Source organism: Azospirillum rugosum (assembly GCF_017876155.1).
Classification (GTDB): domain Bacteria; phylum Pseudomonadota; class Alphaproteobacteria; order Azospirillales; family Azospirillaceae; genus Azospirillum; species Azospirillum rugosum.
In genome coordinates, this window is record NZ_JAGINP010000002.1 from 228,142 (window position 1) to 245,462 (window position 17,321).

Here is a 17,321-nt window from a genome sequence, read left to right on the forward strand (position 1 = left end):
GTGTCGCAGCCGCGTCCGAAGCTCGGCATCCTGGCCGGCGGCGGCACCTTGCCCGCCCGGATCGCGGAGGCGGTGCGCGGCCAGGGGCGTGAGGTGTTCATCGTCGCCTTCGAAGGCCACACCGACCCGGCGACTGTCGCCGGGCGGGCCCATCTGTGGAGCCGCTTCGGCGCTGCGGGCAGCATCATCGCGCGCCTGAAGCAGGAAGGCGTCGGCGATCTCGTGTTCGCCGGGCCGGTGCGCCGGCCGTCCTTCACCGAACTCGTTCCCGACTGGTACACGACGAAATTCCTCGCCAAGGTCGGCACGCGCGCGCTCGGCGACGACGGGCTGCTGCGCTCCGTGGCGAAACAGCTGGAAGGCGAGGGGTTCCGGGTGGTCGGGCTCCATGAGCTGCTGACGGGGCTTCTGACGGCACCCGGACCCGTGGGGCGCCTGGTCCCGGACGAGGAGGCGGAGCGCGACATCGCCCGCGCCGTCGAGGTCGCCCGCGCCCTCGGCGCGCTCGACGTCGGGCAGGGGGCGGTGGTCCAGCAGGGCATCGTGCTGGCGGTGGAGGCCATCGAAGGAACGGATGCCATGCTCGACCGCTGCGCCAGCCTGCGCCGGCCGGGGCCGGGTGGAGTCCTCGTGAAGGTGAGGAAGCCGCAGCAGGACCGCCGCATCGACCTGCCGACCATGGGCGTCACCACGGTGGAGAACGCCGCCCGTGCGGGCTTGCGCGGCATCGCGGTGGAGGCGGGCGGCAGCCTGCTCGTGGACCGCGCGGCCGTGGGGGAGGCCGCGGACCGGCTTGGCCTGTTCGTCGTGGGAATCGCCGTTCCGGACCCGCGTCCGGGGGAGGCGGCGGCGTGACGGAGACCTCCGGCCCACTGCTGTTCCTGATCGCGGGCGAGCCGTCGGGCGACGCGCTGGGCGCGCGCTTCATGGCGGCGTGCAAGCGCCTGACCGGCGGGCGCGTCCGCTTCGCCGGAATCGGCGGGGAGCGGATGATCGCCGAGGGGCTGGAGAGCCTCTTCCCCATGAGCGAATTGACTCTGTTTGGCGTGTTCGAGCTTTTGCCGCACCTGCCCAACCTGCTCCGCCGCATGGACCAGACGGTCGAGGAGGTGCTGCGCCTGCGGCCGGACGCGGTGATCGGCATCGATTCGCCGGGCTTCACGGTCCGCATCGCCAAGCGCGTGCGGCAGCAGGCGCCGGACATCGCGCTGGTCCATTACGTCGCCCCGACGGTCTGGGCCTGGAAGCCGAAGCGCGCCGCCAAATACGCCGCGATCTACGACCACCTTCTGGCCATCCTGCCCTTCGAGCCGCCTTACTTCGAGCGAGAGGGGCTGGCGTGCAGCTTCGTCGGCCATTCGGTGGTGGAGAGCGGGGCGGGGCGGGGCGATGCCGCCCGGTTCCGCGCCGCGCACGGGCTCGCCGACGACGCGCGGGTGGTGGCGGTGCTTCCCGGCAGCCGCAAGGGGGAGGTGAGCCGCCTGCTGCCGGATTTCCGCGCGACGCTCGAACGCCTTCTCCCCACGCACCCGAACTTGGTCGCCGTGGTGCCGACGGTCGCCACCGTCCGAGATCGCGTCGCGGCGGCCTTGGCCGACTGGCCCTTGCGGACCATCCTCGTCGAAGGCGATTCGGCCAAGTACGACGCTTTCGCCGCGTCGGAGGCCGCGCTGGCGGCGTCGGGCACCGTGGCGCTGGAGCTTGCCCTGGCGCGGCTGCCGGCGGTGATCGCCTATCGGCTGAATCCAGTGACCGTCGCCTTGTATCGGCGCTTCATCCGGGTCAAATACGTCAATCTGGTCAACCTGATGCTCGACCGTATGCTGGTGCCGGAACTGCTGCAGGAGGAATGCCGGCCCGACCGGCTGGCCGCCGAACTGGGCCGCCTGCTCGACGACCCCGCGACGCGCGCCGCGCAGGTGGAAGGGGTCGGCGAGGTCGCGCGCTGGCTCGGCCAGGGCGGCATCCCGCCCAGCGAGCGCGCCGCCCGCGTGGTTCTGGACCTTATCGCCGAGCGTCAGGGCGGCCAGACCGTCGACCAAGCGCAACGCCTATCCGAAAGCCCGTTCAAGGGAGAAGAGACATCATGAGCGAGTTCCGCCTGCTCCACACCATGCTCCGGGTGTTCGACCTGGAGAAGTCGCTGGACTTCTACACCCGGCTGCTCGGCATGAAGCTGCTGCGCCGCAACGACTACGAAGGCGGGCGCTTCACGCTGGCCTTCGTCGGCTATGGCGACGAAAAGGACACCGCCGTCCTGGAGCTGACCCACAATTGGGACCAGGCCGAGCCCTACCAGATCGGCACCGCCTATGGGCACATCGCGCTGGGCGTTCCGGACATCTACGCCACCTGCGAGCAGTTGGCGAAGGAAGGCGTCAAGATCCCGCGCCCACCCGGCCCGATGAAGCACGGCACCACCGTGATCGCTTTTATCGAGGATCCGGACGGCTACAAGGTCGAGCTGATCGAGCGGAAGTGACGGAAGGGCAGGGTGGGGTGGGTGACTTTCCCACCCCCCTTGCTCAGCACCCAGAGTCTTCGGCGGTCATCTGAATTTCTTTAATCAGCGCCATTGCCGCATTGGCGGATGTCAACGGATCGGGAAAATTTCGGCAAGGTTTTATGTCTGAATGCACCACCTGAGCAGCGGTGTTGAAGGCGGTAAAAATACTACATTTGTCGATGCGGGAGCGCAGAAGTCTCTCCGCTTTGTCAATCGCCGGCTTGGAAGTCATCTTCAAACGCGGGCATTTACTGCGAGCCTCTTCGACGAGCACTTCAAGCTGAATAAGTGTTTCTCGGAAAAAGGCAATTAAGTCGTCGTCCATCAGCATCATTGTTCCGATAATCTGCATAATGCCAAAATGCATAAAAATGCACGTATGCATGCTCCATGCAAACGCAACGCAAAGTTCATTTATGCATTCGCCATACTCGCCAGCATGCGAATACGCTTCGCCAGTCGTTGATATGAGGGATTCTGCCCAAGCTCACGGGAGCGCTCGATGGCTTCAGCGAGCGCGAACCGCTCCGACGTCAGATAGTTCAAAGACTGTCGGTACAAGTAGGCGTAAGCAACATCCTCATTGTTTGACATCCCGACGGCCTCGGCGATGACCGCATCGATGGTCATGCTTCCGGAGTTGCCGGAGCGTTCCGCAGGAGCGCAAGGACTTACCTGAACACCCATCACCTCTCTCCTTATCCGATGACGGTCCGCCAACAGCGGCGGGAGTCGCTGAATTCAAAACTTAGAATTAAATTTATGCTCGCCGCATGCATAATGCAAATTGAGGAATATGCACCGCAAGGGCATTGCGCGCATGAGGCAGAGAAGGGGTGAGCCAGGAATATGCATCGCCGAGTCGCGATGCATGTCGGTGCCGCCCAGCATATTCGTAAATATGCGTAGAAAGTGCGCGGACTGCCGCATGATGAATTCGGCAATCCCGCAACTGCATTGCGATTGATTGGCAATTCATTCCGGCTTTATGCGCATATGTCTCTGCATATCGCCATTTTGTCGATATCACCGCGCAAATCTTCGCATTTTTTTGTTGATGGTAGAGTTCCGTATGTTAAGACTTGCATGACTGGATGGTGCTTGGAGTCGTTGTGCGGTGACGCTCAATCTCAATGCAAATCATAATATAGCTGCTTTGAGGCGCCGATCTCGCCTGAAGCAGGAAGCATTCGCCTCGCTTGTCGGTACTCGGCAATTCGATATCAGCCGGATTGAGAAGTGCATATCGGAAGTATCTCCCGACAAGCTTGAGCGATTCTATCGTTCTGTAATTCAGAATAAGGATAATCTGCCGAGCGGTCTTCTGTCGGAATGGTTTCGCCCTGAGATTCTGCGGCTGTCGCCGAGTCAGTTTGCGCTACTAATGGAAGGTAATTCGGATCAAAGCGAATATCCCGGGCCTGAGTTTGTCGCGGACGCTGATGCCATACCGGGGGACGACCAGTCGAACGCTGCGTCGGCGGCAGCCAAGCCCTCTGCGGATGGTCCCCGGGGCAAGTCCGATGGGGAGAGTGCCGATCCACCCTCCAACAGGCCACGCAGTTCATCCGGTATACATACGCCGGAGCGCTTTGTTGGTTACTACATCGGTCTGAGGATGAGCGGCGCTCGGCAGGTGGCTTACCACTTCGAAGCCTTGCATGTCGAAGCGGCGGAAGAGGGAGGCCTGATGTGCCGCCTATTTCGGCCGGGTAGGAAGCGTGGCGTATCTCAGTTTTATGAGGGGGAATTGCACGGAGCACCCCTGAATATGCTGTTTAATTATGCCTCTGTTGGCGATCACCATGATCGTGGGGTGATTACCTTTGCCGCTACCATGGAAAATCCTTGTGAGACCTTGTTTGGGCTTTCCGTGCATGTTTCCAACTCCAACCCACCCCGCTTGATCTCGACACCAGCGCTTTTTATTCGGGAGGTCGGTGATCGGTTGGCTTGGGAGGATGTGAAGTTGCGCGTCGCAAGCCTGTCCGACACAGAAATGCGCGATTATGTGGAGCGCCTTCGAAAGGAAGTGTCCAGCCGACAGGACGTCACCCATCTCAGCCCGGTATCGCCCTGACTGCAAGCTCGACGTGAAGTTTGCGCTTCGGAAAATTATGGGCTTGATTGGGCTGGGTTATTCGGTCCTGTGGGATAATAGGAATGTGTGGCGGCACTGGAACCGCATGCATGATCTTCCAGATCAGAGGCGTATCAGACCAGCACCACCGCGGCGATCATCGCGAAGAGCACGGCATAGACCAACAAACGACGCAGCCGCCGCGAGAAGGGCGGCTTGTTGTCGTTGGCGACCGGCAGGCCCAGGCGGGCCCGCCGTGCCGGAACGATGTACGCAGCCGGGCTGCGGGCGGCCCCGTCGGAGCCGCCCGTTCCGATGTGTGCTGTTGGCCGGTTAGCCACGCTCGGCCAGCGGCACGAACGACCGCTTGGTCTCGCCGGTGTAGAGCTGACGCGGACGGCCGATCTTCTGGACCGGGTCCTCGATCATTTCCTTCCACTGGGAGATCCAGCCGACCGTGCGGGCCACGGCGAACAGCACGGTGAACATGCTGGTCGGGAAGCCCATCGCCTTCAGGATGATGCCCGAGTAGAAGTCGACGTTCGGGTACAGCTTCTTCTCGATGAAGTACTCGTCCGACAGGGCGATCTTCTCCAGCTCCATCGCGATGTCAAGGAGCGGCTCGTCCTTGATGCCCAGCTCGGAGAGCACTTCGTGGCAGGTCTTGCGCATGACCTGGGCGCGCGGGTCGTAGTTCTTGTAGACCCGGTGGCCGAAGCCCATCAGGCGGAAGTTGTCGTTCTTGTCCTTGGCGCGGCGGACGATCTCCGGAATGCGATCGACCGAGCCGATCTCCTCCAGCATCTTCAGCACGGCCTCGTTGGCGCCGCCGTGGGCCGGACCCCACAGCGAGGCGATGCCGGCGGCGATGCAGGCAAACGGGTTGGCGCCCGACGAACCGGCCAGACGGACGGTCGAGGTCGAGGCGTTCTGCTCGTGGTCGGCGTGCAGGATGAAGATCTTGTCCATGGCCTTGGACAGGACCGGGTTGACCTTGAACGGCTCGCAGGGCGTGCCGAAGGTCATGTACAGGAAGTTCTCCGCATACGACAGGTCGTTGCGCGGGTACATGAAGGGCTGGCCGACCGAGTACTTGTAGGCCATCGCGGCGATCGTCGGGATCTTCGCGATCAGGCGGTGCGCGGCGATCTTGCGCTGCACCGGATCCTCGATGTCCGTCGAGTCGTGGTAGAAGGCCGACAGGGCGCCGACGACGCCGCACAGGACGGCCATCGGGTGGGCGTCACGGCGGAAGCCGCTGTAGAAGCGGGTCAGCTGCTCGTGCACCATCGAGTGGCGGCGCAGGATGCTCTCGAACTCCTCCTTCTCGGCGGCGTTCGGGAGGTGGTTGTTCAGGAGGAGGTAGCACACCTCCGGGAAGGTCGCGTGCTCGGCCAGATCGTCGATGGCGTACCCGCGGTGCAGCAGGACACCCTCGTCACCGTCGATGTAGGTGATCTGCGATTCGCAGCTGCCCGTCGAAGTGAAACCCGGATCGTAGGTAAAACAACCCGTCTCGGCGTACAGCTTGCGGATGTCGATCACGTCCGGACCGGTGCTTCCCTTGAGCACGGGCAGGGTGACCTGCTTGCCAGTCCGGTTGTCGGTAAGGGTGAAGGTTTCGGCCTTGTCCGCGGTTTGGGTCATCTCGGCACGTCCTTAATTTTAGGGTTGGGGCTTAACGCCCTTTTCGAATCGGCGCAGCATAGTTCCATGCCGTAAGGATATCAACGCACGGAAGTTATCCTCGTGCTGCACCTGCGGCATCGCTCATCCGCGCCAGCGTCTCGTCCCGGCCGAGAATTTCCGCGACCTCGAAGATCGGCGGCGAGACGGTCGTGCCGGTCAGCGCGGCGCGCAGCGGCTGGGCGATTTTGCCCAGCTTCTCGCCGCGTTCCTCGGCGAATCGCCGGACTTGCGCCTCCAGCGCGGCCGCCGTGAAGTCCGCTTCCGCCCCGAACAGGGCGGCCAGATCGGCCAGGACGGCCCGGCCCTTGTCGTCCAGCAGGGCCGCGGCCTTGTCGTCCATGGGCAGGGGCCGCGTGGCCAGATAGAAGCGGGCGCTCTGCGCCAGATCCACGATGGTGCGGGCGCGCTGCTTCAGGCCGTTCATCGCCCGCTTCAAAATGTCGCGGTCGGAGTCGGTCAGCGAGCGGCCGAGGTCGGCCTCCAGCCGCGGGGCGATCAGGCCGACGAGCCGGTCGTCGTCCGCCTGGCGCATGTAGTGCGCGTTCAGGTTCTCCAGCTTTGCGAAGTCGAAGCGGGAGGGGGAACGGCCGATGCCCTCCAGGTTGAACCACTCCACCGCCTGCTCGGTCGAGATGATCTCGTCGTCGCCGTGCGCCCAGCCGAGCCGCAGCAGGTAGTTGCGCACCGCTTCCGGCAGGTAGCCCATATCGCGATAGGCGTCCACGCCCAGCGCGCCGTGGCGCTTCGACAGCTTGGCGCCGTCCGGCCCGTGGATCAGCGGGATGTGGCCGAACTCCGGCAGATCCCAGCCCATGGCGTTGTAGATCTGGATCTGGCGGAAGGTGTTGGTCAGGTGGTCGTCGCCGCGGATGACGTGGGTCACGCCCATGTCATGGTCGTCCACCACCACCGCCAGCAGGTAGGTCGGCGTGCCGTCGGCGCGCAGCAGGATCAGGTCGTCCAGCTGCGCGTTCTGCACGCGCACCTCGCCCTGGACATGGTCCTTCAGCACCGTTTCGCCGGTCTGCGGCGCCTTCAGCCGGATCACCGGCTTCACGCCGGCGGGGGCCTCCGACGGGTCGCGGTCGCGCCAGCGGCCGTCGTAGCGGACCGGCAGGCCGGCGGCCTTCTGCGCGGCGCGCATTTCCTCCAGCTCTTCCGGGCTGGCGTAGCAGTGGTAGGCGTTGCCCGACTCCAGCATCTGGCGGGCGACCTCGGCGTGGCGGTCCTTGCGGGCGAACTGGCTGACGGCCTCGCCGTCCCAATCCAGGCCGAGCCAGGTCAGCCCGTCCAGAATCGCGTCCACCGCGGCGTCCGTCGAGCGTTGCCGGTCGGTGTCCTCGATGCGCAGCAGGTACTTCCCGCCGGTGTGTCGGGCGTACAGCCAGTTGAACAGCGCGGTGCGGGCGCCGCCGATATGGAGAAAACCGGTGGGCGACGGGGCGAAGCGGGTGACGACGGTCATCGGTGGCTCAATTCCGGGTTCAGCGCTGCTACAGTGGTGCGGTGGTGTAACACATTAAGCGCGTCGCGGGCATTTGCCATGCGCGCATAGGCGACAGTATGGGCGGCGGGGTGGCGACGGACAGCCTGTTGGAGGAGGATGGGACGGCCCCCGACGCGATCGGGGAGCGCCCCGGGCTGTTTGTGCGCTCCTTCGCGTGGCTGGTCGGCCGGCTGGCGGCGGAGCGGGAGCGCTGGGCGCTCTGGAGCCCCGTCGGAGTCGGCGGTGGCGTGGCCCTCTATTTTGCGCTGCCGTTGGAGCCTCCCCTGTGGCTGGGGCCGGGCGTGGCCGGTGGCGCGATCCTGCTTTTGTGGGCGCTGCGGCGGCGCCTCGGTGCGGTGGTGACGGTGGTCGCGCTGTTGGCCGTCGCGCTGGGATTCGCGGTGGCTCAGACCCGGACCGCCCTGGTGGCCGCGCCCATCCTGACGCGGGACCTCGGGCCTACCACGGTCACCGGGCGGGTGCTGTCGGTCGAACGGCAGCCGGCCGGCGCACGGATGATCCTGGGCGGGTTGACCATCGACAGGTTGAAGCCAGAGGCGACTCCGGGCCGCGTGCGGCTGCGGCTTCCGGCGAAGTTCAAGCCGCCGGAGGCGGGCACGGTGATTCGCGTGCGGGCGATGCTGCACCCGCCGGCCCCGCCCGCCGAGCCCGGCGCCTTCGATTTCCAGCGCCGGGCCTTCTTCCAGGGCTTCGGCGCCGTCGGGTTCGTCCTCGGCACGCCGGAGGTGGTGGACGCGCCGCCGGTGTCCGGCTGGGACGCGGTGTCGGTGGCCTTCGACCGAGCGCGGGCGGTGATCGCCGAGCGGGTGCAGCGTGCCATCCCCGACCCTGTGGAGGCCAGCGTCACCGCCGCCCTGCTGAACGGGGAGGAGGTGGCGATTCCCGAGCCGATGATGGACGCCTTCCGCAACAGCGGCCTTGCGCATCTTCTGTCGATCTCCGGCCTGCATGTGGGCATCGCCGCGGGGATAGTGTTCTGGGTGGTCCGCGCGCTGCTGGCGCTGGTGCCCTGGATCGCGCTGCGCTGGCCGATCAAGAAGATCGCCGCGGCCTTCGGCATCGTCTCCGCGCTGGCCTACACGATGCTGGTCGGGGCGCCGGTTCCGACGGTGCGGTCGGTCCTGTCCACCGGCTTGATCATGGCGGCCGTGATCCTGGACCGGTCGCCGATCAGCATGCGGCTGGTCGCCTTCGCCGCGATCGTCACCATCGTGATGGAGCCGGAGGGAATGCTCGGGCCCAGCTTCCAGATGTCCTTCGCGGCGGTGGCGGCGCTGATCGCGGCTTTCGAGGCCATCAACCCGACCCTGGCACGCTGGCGGCAGGCGCTGGGCTGGGTGGGAGGGCGCCTGCTCGACCTCGGGACCATCGCCTTCACCAGCGTCGTCGCCACGCTGGCGACCACGCCCTATTCGCTGTTCCACTTCCAGCAGGTCGCCTTCTACGGCGTCCTGTCGAACATGGTGGCCATTCCGGTCACCTCGGTCTGGGTGATGCCGTGCAGCCTGCTCGTCTATCTGTTGATGCCCTTCGGCCTGGAGGAACCGGCGCTGATCGCCATGAATTGGGGGGATCGGCTGGTCATCTGGACCGCGGAGTTCACCGCCGGCCTGCCGGGAGCCACGGCGTTCATTCCGGCCATGCCGACGGCGGGGATCGTGGCGGTCTCCCTGGGCGGGCTGTGGCTGCTGATCTGGACCGGGCGGTGGCGGCTGCTGGGTCTTCTGCCGATCCTGTGGGGCATGGCGACGCCCTTGTTCGCACACCGGCCCGACGTGCTGGTGTCAGGGGATGGTGCGGTCATGGCCGTCCGGGGGACTGACGGCCACCTCATCCTCTCCGGAAAGACCGAGGGGCATGTCGCGGAAACGTGGCAGCGGCGGGACGGGCACATTGAGGCCCCGGGCGTGTGGCCGGACGCCGGTGTGACCCTCGACGGCCGCATGCGCTGCGACGTCTTGGGCTGTGTCTACGCGGTCGATGGCCGGACAATCGCCTTGCTGCGCGCCCCGGACGCCCTGGTCGAGGACTGCGTCCTCGCCGACGTGGTCATCACCGCGACGCCCGCGCGGGGTTGCCGGGCGCCCCTGGTGATCGACCGGTGGCGCCTGCGCCGGGAAGGGGCGCAGGCGCTGTACGTCTCGCGGTCGGGAGTGCGCGTGGAAAGCGTGCGGGACGTACGCGGCGACCGGCCGTGGACGAGAACGCGCTGAAGCGCGTCCTCAGTACTTGCGGACGAGCCCGACGAGCTTACCCTGCACCCGCACGCGGTCGGCGCCGAAGATGCGGGTCTCGTAGGCGGCGTTGGCGGGCTCCAGCGCGACGGTGTTGCCCTTGCGGCGCAGCCGCTTCAGCGTCACCTCGGCGTCGTCCACCAGGGCGACGACGATGGACCCGTTGTCCGCACCGTCGCAACGCTGGATGATCACCGTGTCGTGGTCGAGGATGCCCGCCTCGACCATGGAGTCGCCGGCGACCTCCAGCGCGTAGTGGTCGCCCATGCCCAGCATGGCGGCCGGGATGTCCACGAAGGCCGAATTGTCGCGCAGCGCCTCGATCGGCGTGCCGGCGGCGATCCGTCCGTACAGGGGAAGCTGCACCGTCTCCGACGCCGGGTTGGCTTCCCGGCCGGCGAAGGCGAAGTCGCCCTTGATGACGTTGGGCTGGAACTTGGCCCGCGGCGGACGGGCGCGGGCGGCCTCCAGCCCTTCGGGCAGGCGCAGGACCTCCAGCGCACGGGCGCGGTGGGGAAGGCGGCGGATGAAGCCGCGCTCCTCAAGCCCCGTGATCAGGCGGTGGATGCCCGACTTGGACTTCAGGCCGAGCGCGTCCTTCATCTCGTCGAAGGAGGGGGACACACCGCCCTGTCCGAGCCGCTCGTGAATGAAAAGCAGCAATTCGTGCTGCTTGCGCGTGAGCATTTGTGCCTCCCGGCCGGTGCCGCACTAGATATGGAACAAAAGCAAAACGTTCCATTATGTTCTAGTTTGGTTCTTGGGCACCGTCAAGCCCCGCGGGACGAGGTCCGGCACAATTCTTTGGCTGCTCTTACAAAGTGAGTACGCCGCCCGAGAGCGTGATGATCGTCACCGGGTCGCCGGCCTGCGCGGGCGGAGCGTTGGGCGGGCGGACGATCAGGCAGTCGGCCTTGGCCAGCCGCGACATCATCGCGTTGTCCTGCCGGGCGAAGGGGGTGGCGACCAGGGTGCCGTCGGCATCCGCCGTCACAGTCCCGCGCAAGTAATCCTCGCGCGAATCGTTCGCTCGCAGCGCAGCCCCCAGCTTGGCCGTCTGGGAAAACCCAGGACCATCGGGTGCGAGTCCTTGAAGCACCCGCAGGATCGGCCGCAGGAACAGGATCGCGGCCACACCCGTGGACACCGCATTGCCGGGCAGGCCCAGCAGCGGCACGGCCCCGGCCCCGGACTTGGCCCTGCCGAACATCATCGCCTTACCGGGCTTCATGGCGATGGTGTAGAAGTCCAACTCCAGCCCGCCCAGCACGTCCCGGACATGGTCATGCTCGCCCTGCGACGCGCCGCCGGTCGTCACCAGCAGGTCGCAGCCGGCGGCCCCCGCGGCCATGGCTGCGAGGCTTTCGGGATCGTCCTTGGCGACGCCCAGATTGTGCGCGACGCCGCCTTGGGTCGCGACGAGCGCGCAGAGCCCCAGCGCGTTGGAGCTGACGATCTGGCTCGGCCCCAGCGGCTCGCCGGGCAACGCGATCTCGTCCCCGGTGGCGAGCACCGCGACGCGCGGGCGCCGGTGCACGCGCAGCCAGGGCACGTTGGCGCAGGCGGCCAGCGCCACGTCGCGGGCCGTGACCAGGCGACCCTTGGGCAGCAGCTCGTCCCCGGCGGAGAAGTCGAGCCCCGCCGGGCGCACGAAGCGGCCGGGCTGAACGGCGCGGCCGATGCGGACGCGGTCGCCGTCCGGCTCGCAATCCTCCTGCATCACCACGGCGTCGGCCCCGTCGGGCAGGGGCGCCCCGGTGAAGATGCGCACGGCCTCGCCCGGCCCGACCGTCCCGCCGAAGGCGTGACCGGCGGCGGCCTCGCCGACCCGCCGCAAAGCGACGGGGTGCTCCGCGTCAGCCTGGGCGATGTCGGCGGCGCGGACGGCCCAGCCGTCCATGGAGGACGCCGCGAAGGGCGGCTGCGTCAGGCGGGCGACGACCGGCTCGGCGAGCACGCGGCCGAGCGCGTCCGGCAGCGCCACCGTCTCCGCCGGCAGGGGCGAGAAGGCGGCGAGGATCCGGGCGCGGGCCTCCGCGACCGAGATCACGCCGACGCCCCCCATTCCCCGCTCTTGCCGCCGGCCTTGTGGACCAGCCGCACGTCGGTGATGGTCATGCCGCGGTCCACCGCCTTGCACATGTCGTAGACGGTCAGGGCCGCGACCGACACGGCGGTCAGCGCCTCCATCTCCACGCCCGTCTGGCCCTTCAGCTTGCAGGTGGCGGTGATGTCCACCGCGTTGCGGTCGGGGTCGCAGGACAGGTCGACCTTGACGGAGGTCAGGGCCAGCGGATGGCACAGCGGGATCAGGTCCGGCGTGCGCTTGGCCCCCATGATGCCGGCCAGCCGAGCGACCGACAGCACGTCGCCCTTCTTCACGCCGCCCTGCATGATCAGCGCCAGTGTCTCCGGCTGCATGAGGACGGAGCCGCGGGCGGTCGCCGTGCGCTCCGTCTCCGCCTTGTCGGAGACGTCGACCATCACGGCGCGCCCCTCGGAATCGAAATGGGTGAAGCCGGTCATGCCCGTTTCTCCATGAAGACGCTGAGCGGATCCGGGCCGTAGCCGCCGAAAGGGCCACGGTCCGCGAAGCCGAGTTTCCGGTAGAGCGCCAGCGCTTCCGCCTGGTGGATGCCGGTTTCCAGCCGGAGGAGAGCCAGCCCCTCGGCACGGGCCTGCTCCGCGATCCGGTCCATCAGCCTGCGCCCGATCCGGCCGCCGCGCGCGGCCGGGTCGACGTACATGCGCTTCACCTCGCCATAGCCCTCCGCGTCGATGCGCAGGGCGCCGCAGCCGACCACGGCGCCACCGCGGCTGGCCACGAAGAAGCGCATGTCGGGCTGGTCGAGCGAGTCGATGTCCAGCAGGTCATTGCTCTCCGCCGGGTACAGGGCGCCGAGATAGGCGTCGAGATCCCCGATCAGGCGGACCACCTCGTCCTGGCGCGGGCTTTCCCGCGTGATGATGACGTCGGGGCTGGTCACGGTGGCGCTGGTCACGGTCGAGGATTCCCGTCTCAGGCGAGCAGGGCGCGGGTGGCAGCCGTCACGTCGTCCTGGCGCATCAGCGATTCGCCGACCAGGAAGCAGCGCGCGCCCACCGCGGCCATGCGTGACAAGTCCGCTGGGCTGTAGAGCCCGCTCTCCGCCACCAGCATGCGGTCGGCCGGGACGTGGCGCGCCAACTCCACCGTCGTCGCGATGTCCACCGCCAGCGTCTTGAGGTTCCGGTTGTTCACGCCCAGCAGCGGGGTCTTCAGCGCCAGCGCGCGGTCCAGCTCCTCCCGGTTGTGCACCTCGACCAGCACGTCCAGGCCCCAGGATATGGCCGCGTCCTCGATCTCCGCCGCCTGGGCATCGCTCAGCGCCGCCATGATGATCAGGATGCAGTCGGCGCCCAGCGCGCGGGACTCCGCGATCTGGTACGGGTCGACCATGAAGTCCTTGCGCAGTGCCGGCAGGTCCACCGCGGCGCGGGCCGCCACCAGATACTCGTCGCGGCCCTGGAAATAGGGCTCGTCGGTCAGCACCGACAGGCAGGTGGCGCCGCCCTCGCGGTAGGCGCGCGCCAGGGTCGGCGGGTCGAAGTCGGCGCGGATCAGCCCCTTGGACGGGCTGGCCTTCTTGATCTCGGCGATCAGGCCGTAGCGACCGGCCTCAACGGCATTGCGCAGCGCTCGGATGAAGCCGCGGGTCGGGCCGGCGTCGCGGGCGGCTACCTCCACGTCCGACAGGGGGCGGGCGGCCTTGCGGGAGGCGACCAGCGCGCGCTTGTCGTCGCAGATCTTGGTCAGGACGTCGCTCATGACGCGGGCACCGGCTCGTTGGAGATGGACACGAGATGCTGAAGGACCGTGCGCGCCCCGCCGCCGTCGATGGCGTGGCGGGCCTGCTCCACGCCCTCCTTCAGGTCGCCCGCCTTGCCGGCGACATACAGCGCCGCGGCGGCGTTCAGCAGGACGATGTCGCGGTAGGCCCCTTGCGCGCCGTCGAACAGGGCGCGGATCGCTTCCGCGTTCTCGTACGCGTCGCCGCCCTTCAGCAGCTCCGGGCTGGAGCGGAAGATGCCGGCCTGCTCCGGCTCGATCTCGAACACCGTGATCGCGCCGTCCTTCAGCTGCGCGACGGTGGTCGGGCCGGTGGTGGTGATCTCGTCCAGCCCGTCGGAGCCGTGGACGACCCAGGCCGCTTCCGACCCCAACCGCTTCAGCACGTGGGCCAGCGGCTCCACCCATTGCTTGGCGTAGACGCCCAGCAGCTGCCGCTTGGCGCTGGCCGGGTTGGACAGCGGGCCCAGCAGGTTGAAGATGGTGCGGGTGCCAAGCTCGACGCGGGTCGGGCCGACGTTGCGCATGGCCAAGTGGTGGCGCGGCGCCATCAGGAAGCCGATGCGCGCGTCCCACAGGGCCTTGCGCACCAGCCCCAGGTCGCAGTCCAGGTTGACGCCCAGCGCGCCCAGCACGTCCGCTGCGCCGGACTTCGACGACATGGCGCGGTTGCCGTGCTTGGCGACCGGCACGCCGCAGGCGGCGATCACGATGGCCGCGGCGGTGGAGATGTTGTAGGTGCCGGCCCCGTCGCCGCCGGTGCCGCAGGTGTCGATGGTCCCCTCCGGCGCCTCCACCGGGATGGCCTTGGACCGCATGACACGGGCGGCGCCGGTGATCTCGTCCACCGTCTCTCCGCGCACGCGCAGCGCCATCAGGAAGGCGCCCATCTGCGACGGGGTGGCGTTGCCGGACATGATGATGTCGAAGGCGAGCGACGCCTCCGCCTCGGTCAGCGCGTTGCCGCCTGCGACTTTGGCGATGATCGCCTTCATGTCGTTCAGGTCGCCCGACGGGTGGTTGGCGGCGGGCGTGCTCATGCGGCGGTCTCCAGCGGGCGGCGGGTGGTGTCGAGGAAGTTCTTGAGGATGGTGTGGCCGTGCTCGCTCTCGATGCTTTCCGGGTGGAACTGCACGCCGTGGATCGGCAGTTCCTTGTGGGACAGCGCCATGATCAGCCCGTCCTCGGTCTCGCCGGTCACCTCCAGGCAGGAGGGCAGCGAGGAACGCTCGACGATCAGGGAATGGTAGCGGGTGGCCCGGAACGGGGAGGGCAGGCCCCGCAGCACGCCGCGCCCGCCGTGGATCATGCGGTCCACCTTGCCGTGCATCGGCACCGGCGCGCGCACGACCTTGCCGCCGAAGGCTTGGCCGATGGCTTGGTGGCCCAGGCACACGCCCATCAGCGGCACGCCGGCCTTGGCCGCCGCGTCGATCAGGGGAAGGCAGATGCCGGCCTTGTCCGGGTCGCAGGGGCCGGGCGACAGGACGATGCCGTCGGGGCGGAGCGACAAGGCTTCCCCAACCGTCAGGCTGTCGTTGCGGCGGACGTCGATGTCGGCGCCCAGCTCGCCCAGGTAATGGACGAGGTTGTAGGTAAAGCTGTCGTAATTGTCGATGAGCAGCAGCATCGGGCGCCCCAGATCCTTCCGGCCTCGCGGTCCGGATCAACGTTCCGGCCTTGTTCCAAGCGTCGTACCCTAGCCGCTGAAGCCGTGGATTTCCAGCCCCGACGGACCCATCAGCGGCAGAGAAACTGCGGCGCGGTGCGCGGGCTGTCGACCATGGCGCCGCGCGCGTCGATCTCGAAGGTGAACTGGCAGCGGCGCACCTCGCGCGGCAGGTCCAGCGCGATGGTCGCCTGGGTCCCGGTGTAGCGGCAGAGGAGGAAGACGTTGTCCCGCCGCGGGCCGATGAAGTCCCATTGCTGAGTCTCCGACCGGCCGCGGCGGAGGTTGCGGTCCGGGGCCAGCGTCGCGGGAGCGGGCGAGGCCATCTCCTTCGCGCGGTCGCCTTCCACGAGGGAGACTCCGGCGAAGGCGTGGCTGTCCTTGGCCGGGTAGGGCGACCAGCCACCGGGGGCGTCGGGCTGGGCCTGCACGGTGAGGTTTGCCGGGCAGCGGACCTCCGCCGCAACGGCGTGGGACGCGCACAGGGCCAGGAGAGTGGAGAGCAGGATCGGTCGCATGGCGGGTCACAGCATAGTCCCAGGCGGCGGGCGTCTCCAGCCCGCTCGGCTGTTGCAGGTGTCTGCCGGCGGTGCCACCCTGCGCACCAACGAATAAGGGTTCGAGAGACAGCTTCCCATGGCCAGCAAAACGCCGCGCAAGCCCCGCAAAGCCGCGGCCCGGACGCCATCGGCAAACACGACATCCGCGAACCCCATAGTCCTGGCGCTGGCGGCCGTCGCGGTCGTCTTCGTCGTCGGATTGGGCGCGAAGTTCCTGATCGGGCGCGATGCGCCGGAAGCGCCGCGCACCGTCGCCGAGGCGCCGAAGCCCGCGCCGACTCCGGCCGTGGCCCCGCCGCCCGTGCCCAAGCCGGTTCCGCCCACCCCGGCGATCGTGCCGCCACCCCCCACGGTGGCCGAACCCCCGCAGGTGGTCACCGAGACTGAGCCGAACGAATCCTCCGAAGAGCCAGCGGTGCAGACGGCCAAGCCGGCGCCGCTCCCACCGCAGAAGCCCGAGGTGGCGATGCTGCCCCCGCCGATCGCGCCGGTGCAGCCGCCGCCCGGCACGCCGGCCTGGAAGCGGAACGCCGTGCCGTCGCACCCGTCGTCGGACAAGCCGGCCATCGCCATCGTCATCGACGACATGGGCGTTGACCGGAAGCGCTCCAACCGGGCCGCAGCACTTCCGGCGCCGCTGACGCTGGCGTGGCTGCCCTACGCCCACGACCTGTCGGCGCAGGCGCGGGCCGCGCGCGCCGCCGGCCACGAGCTGCTGCTCCACCTTCCCATGGAGCCCAGCGGCCATGCCGATCCGGGGCCGGACGCGCTGCTCGTCTCGCTGGGCAAGGCGGAAATCCTGCGGCGGGCCAAGGCCGCGATGGACAGCTACGACGGGTTCGTCGGCGTCAACAACCACATGGGCAGCCGCTTCACCGCCGACCACGCGTCCATGGCGCTGGTGCTGCCGGAGATCGCCAAGCGTGGCCTGCTCTGGCTGGACAGCCGGACCACGGCGAAGAGCGCCGGCCTGTCCATCGCGCAGGAGCTGCGCATGCCCTACGCCGGCCGCGACGTGTTCCTGGACAACGAGATGACCGTGCCCGCGGTCCGCGCCCAGTTGGCGAAGACGGAGCAGGTCGCCCGGCACCAGGGCTACGCCATCGCCATCGGCCATCCGCACGATGCGACAATCGAGGCCCTGGCGTCCTGGCTGCCGGAGGTGCAGAAGCGTGGCTTCGTCCTGGTCCCGGTCAGCGCCGTCGTGCGCGCCCATCACGCCGGCGGGTGACCGCCGGCTTTGATGT

At 67.9% G+C, this 17,321-nt stretch carries 19 protein-coding genes; 6 read left to right on the forward strand and 13 right to left on the reverse strand.

What is annotated here, in order from left to right:
- Genes J2851_RS04220 through gloA form a run of 3 tightly spaced genes read left to right on the forward strand, consistent with a single transcriptional unit; the run spans nucleotide 1 to nucleotide 2,482 of the window.
- A complete protein-coding gene (locus J2851_RS04220) occupies nucleotides 1-855 on the forward strand; it encodes an LpxI family protein (RefSeq protein ID WP_307418886.1) in 855 nt (284 codons plus the stop codon).
- A complete protein-coding gene (gene lpxB, locus J2851_RS04225) occupies nucleotides 852-2,090 on the forward strand; it encodes a lipid-A-disaccharide synthase (RefSeq protein ID WP_209764425.1) in 1,239 nt (412 codons plus the stop codon). Before J2851_RS04220 ends, lpxB begins: the two co-directional genes overlap by 4 nt.
- Nucleotides 2,087-2,482 (forward strand): lactoylglutathione lyase, encoded by a 396-nt coding sequence (gene gloA / locus J2851_RS04230; RefSeq protein WP_209764428.1) that lies wholly within the window; start codon nucleotides 2,087-2,089, stop codon nucleotides 2,480-2,482. The genes lpxB and gloA overlap by 4 nt, the downstream gene beginning before the upstream one ends.
- A gap of 43 nt (nucleotides 2,483-2,525) precedes the next feature.
- Here the strand turns inward: gloA and J2851_RS04235 are convergent, their stop codons facing one another.
- Both J2851_RS04235 and J2851_RS04240 read right to left on the reverse strand, forming a co-directional pair.
- Nucleotides 2,526-2,831: a hypothetical protein gene (locus tag J2851_RS04235; RefSeq protein WP_209764429.1), complete on the reverse strand. Its 306-nt coding sequence runs from the start codon at nucleotides 2,829-2,831 to the stop codon at nucleotides 2,526-2,528.
- 89 nt (nucleotides 2,832-2,920) lie between these two features.
- Nucleotides 2,921-3,136: a hypothetical protein gene (locus tag J2851_RS04240; protein ID WP_209764430.1), complete on the reverse strand. Its 216-nt coding sequence runs from the start codon at nucleotides 3,134-3,136 to the stop codon at nucleotides 2,921-2,923.
- A gap of 487 nt (nucleotides 3,137-3,623) precedes the next feature.
- On the opposite strand from J2851_RS04240, the gene J2851_RS04245 reads away from it, so the two are divergent.
- Entirely contained in the window at nucleotides 3,624-4,586 is a 963-nt protein-coding gene (locus J2851_RS04245) for a helix-turn-helix domain-containing protein (protein WP_209764432.1), read from the forward strand.
- Nucleotides 4,587-4,720: 134 nt separating this feature from the next.
- On the opposite strand, the gene J2851_RS04250 is transcribed toward J2851_RS04245, so the two are convergent.
- The 3 genes from J2851_RS04250 to gltX form a co-directional block, all read right to left on the reverse strand.
- Nucleotides 4,721-4,927, reverse strand: coding sequence for a hypothetical protein (locus J2851_RS04250; RefSeq protein WP_209764434.1), 207 nt, complete (start codon nucleotides 4,925-4,927; stop codon nucleotides 4,721-4,723).
- Entirely contained in the window at nucleotides 4,920-6,233 is a 1,314-nt protein-coding gene (gltA, locus tag J2851_RS04255; RefSeq protein ID WP_209764436.1) for a citrate synthase, read from the reverse strand. Before gltA ends, J2851_RS04250 begins: the two co-directional genes overlap by 8 nt.
- 94 nt (nucleotides 6,234-6,327) lie before the next feature.
- Nucleotides 6,328-7,740 (reverse strand): glutamate--tRNA ligase, encoded by a 1,413-nt coding sequence (gltX, locus tag J2851_RS04260; RefSeq protein ID WP_209764438.1) that lies wholly within the window; start codon nucleotides 7,738-7,740, stop codon nucleotides 6,328-6,330.
- Between the two features lie 110 nt (nucleotides 7,741-7,850).
- Between gltX and J2851_RS04265 the strand changes: the two genes are divergently transcribed.
- Nucleotides 7,851-9,995, forward strand: a complete 2,145-nt coding sequence (locus J2851_RS04265; protein WP_307418879.1) for a ComEC/Rec2 family competence protein — start codon at nucleotides 7,851-7,853, stop codon at nucleotides 9,993-9,995.
- Between the two features lie 9 nt (nucleotides 9,996-10,004).
- On the opposite strand, the gene lexA is transcribed toward J2851_RS04265, so the two are convergent.
- The 8 genes from lexA to J2851_RS04305 all read right to left on the reverse strand — a co-directional run bounded on the left by lexA (nucleotide 10,005) and on the right by J2851_RS04305 (nucleotide 16,032).
- Nucleotides 10,005-10,703 (reverse strand): transcriptional repressor LexA, encoded by a 699-nt coding sequence (lexA, locus tag J2851_RS04270; RefSeq protein ID WP_209764440.1) that lies wholly within the window; start codon nucleotides 10,701-10,703, stop codon nucleotides 10,005-10,007.
- Nucleotides 10,704-10,830: 127 nt separating this feature from the next.
- Nucleotides 10,831-12,081: a molybdopterin molybdotransferase MoeA gene (locus J2851_RS04275; RefSeq protein WP_211114220.1), complete on the reverse strand. Its 1,251-nt coding sequence runs from the start codon at nucleotides 12,079-12,081 to the stop codon at nucleotides 10,831-10,833.
- On the reverse strand, nucleotides 12,063-12,542 hold the full coding sequence (gene moaC, locus J2851_RS04280) for a cyclic pyranopterin monophosphate synthase MoaC (RefSeq protein ID WP_209764442.1): 480 nt from the start codon (nucleotides 12,540-12,542) through the stop codon (nucleotides 12,063-12,065). Before moaC ends, J2851_RS04275 begins: the two co-directional genes overlap by 19 nt.
- Nucleotides 12,539-13,018: a GNAT family N-acetyltransferase gene (locus J2851_RS04285; RefSeq protein ID WP_307418876.1), complete on the reverse strand. Its 480-nt coding sequence runs from the start codon at nucleotides 13,016-13,018 to the stop codon at nucleotides 12,539-12,541. Before J2851_RS04285 ends, moaC begins: the two co-directional genes overlap by 4 nt.
- A gap of 17 nt (nucleotides 13,019-13,035) precedes the next feature.
- Complete coding sequence (gene trpC, locus J2851_RS04290) at nucleotides 13,036-13,824, reverse strand: indole-3-glycerol phosphate synthase TrpC (RefSeq protein ID WP_209764444.1); 789 nt, start codon at nucleotides 13,822-13,824, stop codon at nucleotides 13,036-13,038.
- Entirely contained in the window at nucleotides 13,821-14,885 is a 1,065-nt protein-coding gene (gene trpD / locus J2851_RS04295; protein WP_209764446.1) for an anthranilate phosphoribosyltransferase, read from the reverse strand. The genes trpC and trpD overlap by 4 nt, the downstream gene beginning before the upstream one ends.
- Nucleotides 14,882-15,475, reverse strand: a complete 594-nt coding sequence (locus J2851_RS04300) for an anthranilate synthase component II (protein WP_209764449.1) — start codon at nucleotides 15,473-15,475, stop codon at nucleotides 14,882-14,884. Before J2851_RS04300 ends, trpD begins: the two co-directional genes overlap by 4 nt.
- A 110-nt stretch (nucleotides 15,476-15,585) precedes the next feature.
- Nucleotides 15,586-16,032 (reverse strand): STY0301 family protein, encoded by a 447-nt coding sequence (locus J2851_RS04305; RefSeq protein ID WP_209764451.1) that lies wholly within the window; start codon nucleotides 16,030-16,032, stop codon nucleotides 15,586-15,588.
- A 118-nt stretch (nucleotides 16,033-16,150) separates the two neighbouring features.
- Here J2851_RS04305 and J2851_RS04310 point away from each other — a divergent pair, with 118 nt between their 5' ends.
- Nucleotides 16,151-17,305: a divergent polysaccharide deacetylase family protein gene (locus J2851_RS04310; protein WP_209764453.1), complete on the forward strand. Its 1,155-nt coding sequence runs from the start codon at nucleotides 16,151-16,153 to the stop codon at nucleotides 17,303-17,305.
- Nucleotides 17,306-17,321 lie beyond the last annotated feature (16 nt).

Coding starts and splice junctions, on each gene's coding strand:
- gloA (WP_209764428.1), top strand. CDS start 2,087: ATGAGCGAGTTCCGCCTGCTCCACACCATGCTCCGGGTGTTCGACCTG.
- J2851_RS04235 (WP_209764429.1), bottom strand. CDS start 2,831: ATGGACGACGACTTAATTGCCTTTTTCCGAGAAACACTTATTCAGCTT.
- J2851_RS04240 (WP_209764430.1), bottom strand. CDS start 3,136: ATGACCATCGATGCGGTCATCGCCGAGGCCGTCGGGATGTCAAACAAT.
- gltA (WP_209764436.1), bottom strand. CDS start 6,233: ATGACCCAAACCGCGGACAAGGCCGAAACCTTCACCCTTACCGACAAC.
- gltX (WP_209764438.1), bottom strand. CDS start 7,740: ATGACCGTCGTCACCCGCTTCGCCCCGTCGCCCACCGGTTTTCTCCAT.
- lexA (WP_209764440.1), bottom strand. CDS start 10,703: ATGCTCACGCGCAAGCAGCACGAATTGCTGCTTTTCATTCACGAGCGG.
- J2851_RS04275 (WP_211114220.1), bottom strand. CDS start 12,081: ATGGGGGGCGTCGGCGTGATCTCGGTCGCGGAGGCCCGCGCCCGGATC.
- moaC (WP_209764442.1), bottom strand. CDS start 12,542: ATGACCGGCTTCACCCATTTCGATTCCGAGGGGCGCGCCGTGATGGTC.
- trpC (WP_209764444.1), bottom strand. CDS start 13,824: ATGAGCGACGTCCTGACCAAGATCTGCGACGACAAGCGCGCGCTGGTC.
- trpD (WP_209764446.1), bottom strand. CDS start 14,885: ATGAGCACGCCCGCCGCCAACCACCCGTCGGGCGACCTGAACGACATG.
- J2851_RS04300 (WP_209764449.1), bottom strand. CDS start 15,475: ATGCTGCTGCTCATCGACAATTACGACAGCTTTACCTACAACCTCGTC.
- J2851_RS04305 (WP_209764451.1), bottom strand. CDS start 16,032: ATGCGACCGATCCTGCTCTCCACTCTCCTGGCCCTGTGCGCGTCCCAC.
- J2851_RS04310 (WP_209764453.1), top strand. CDS start 16,151: ATGGCCAGCAAAACGCCGCGCAAGCCCCGCAAAGCCGCGGCCCGGACG.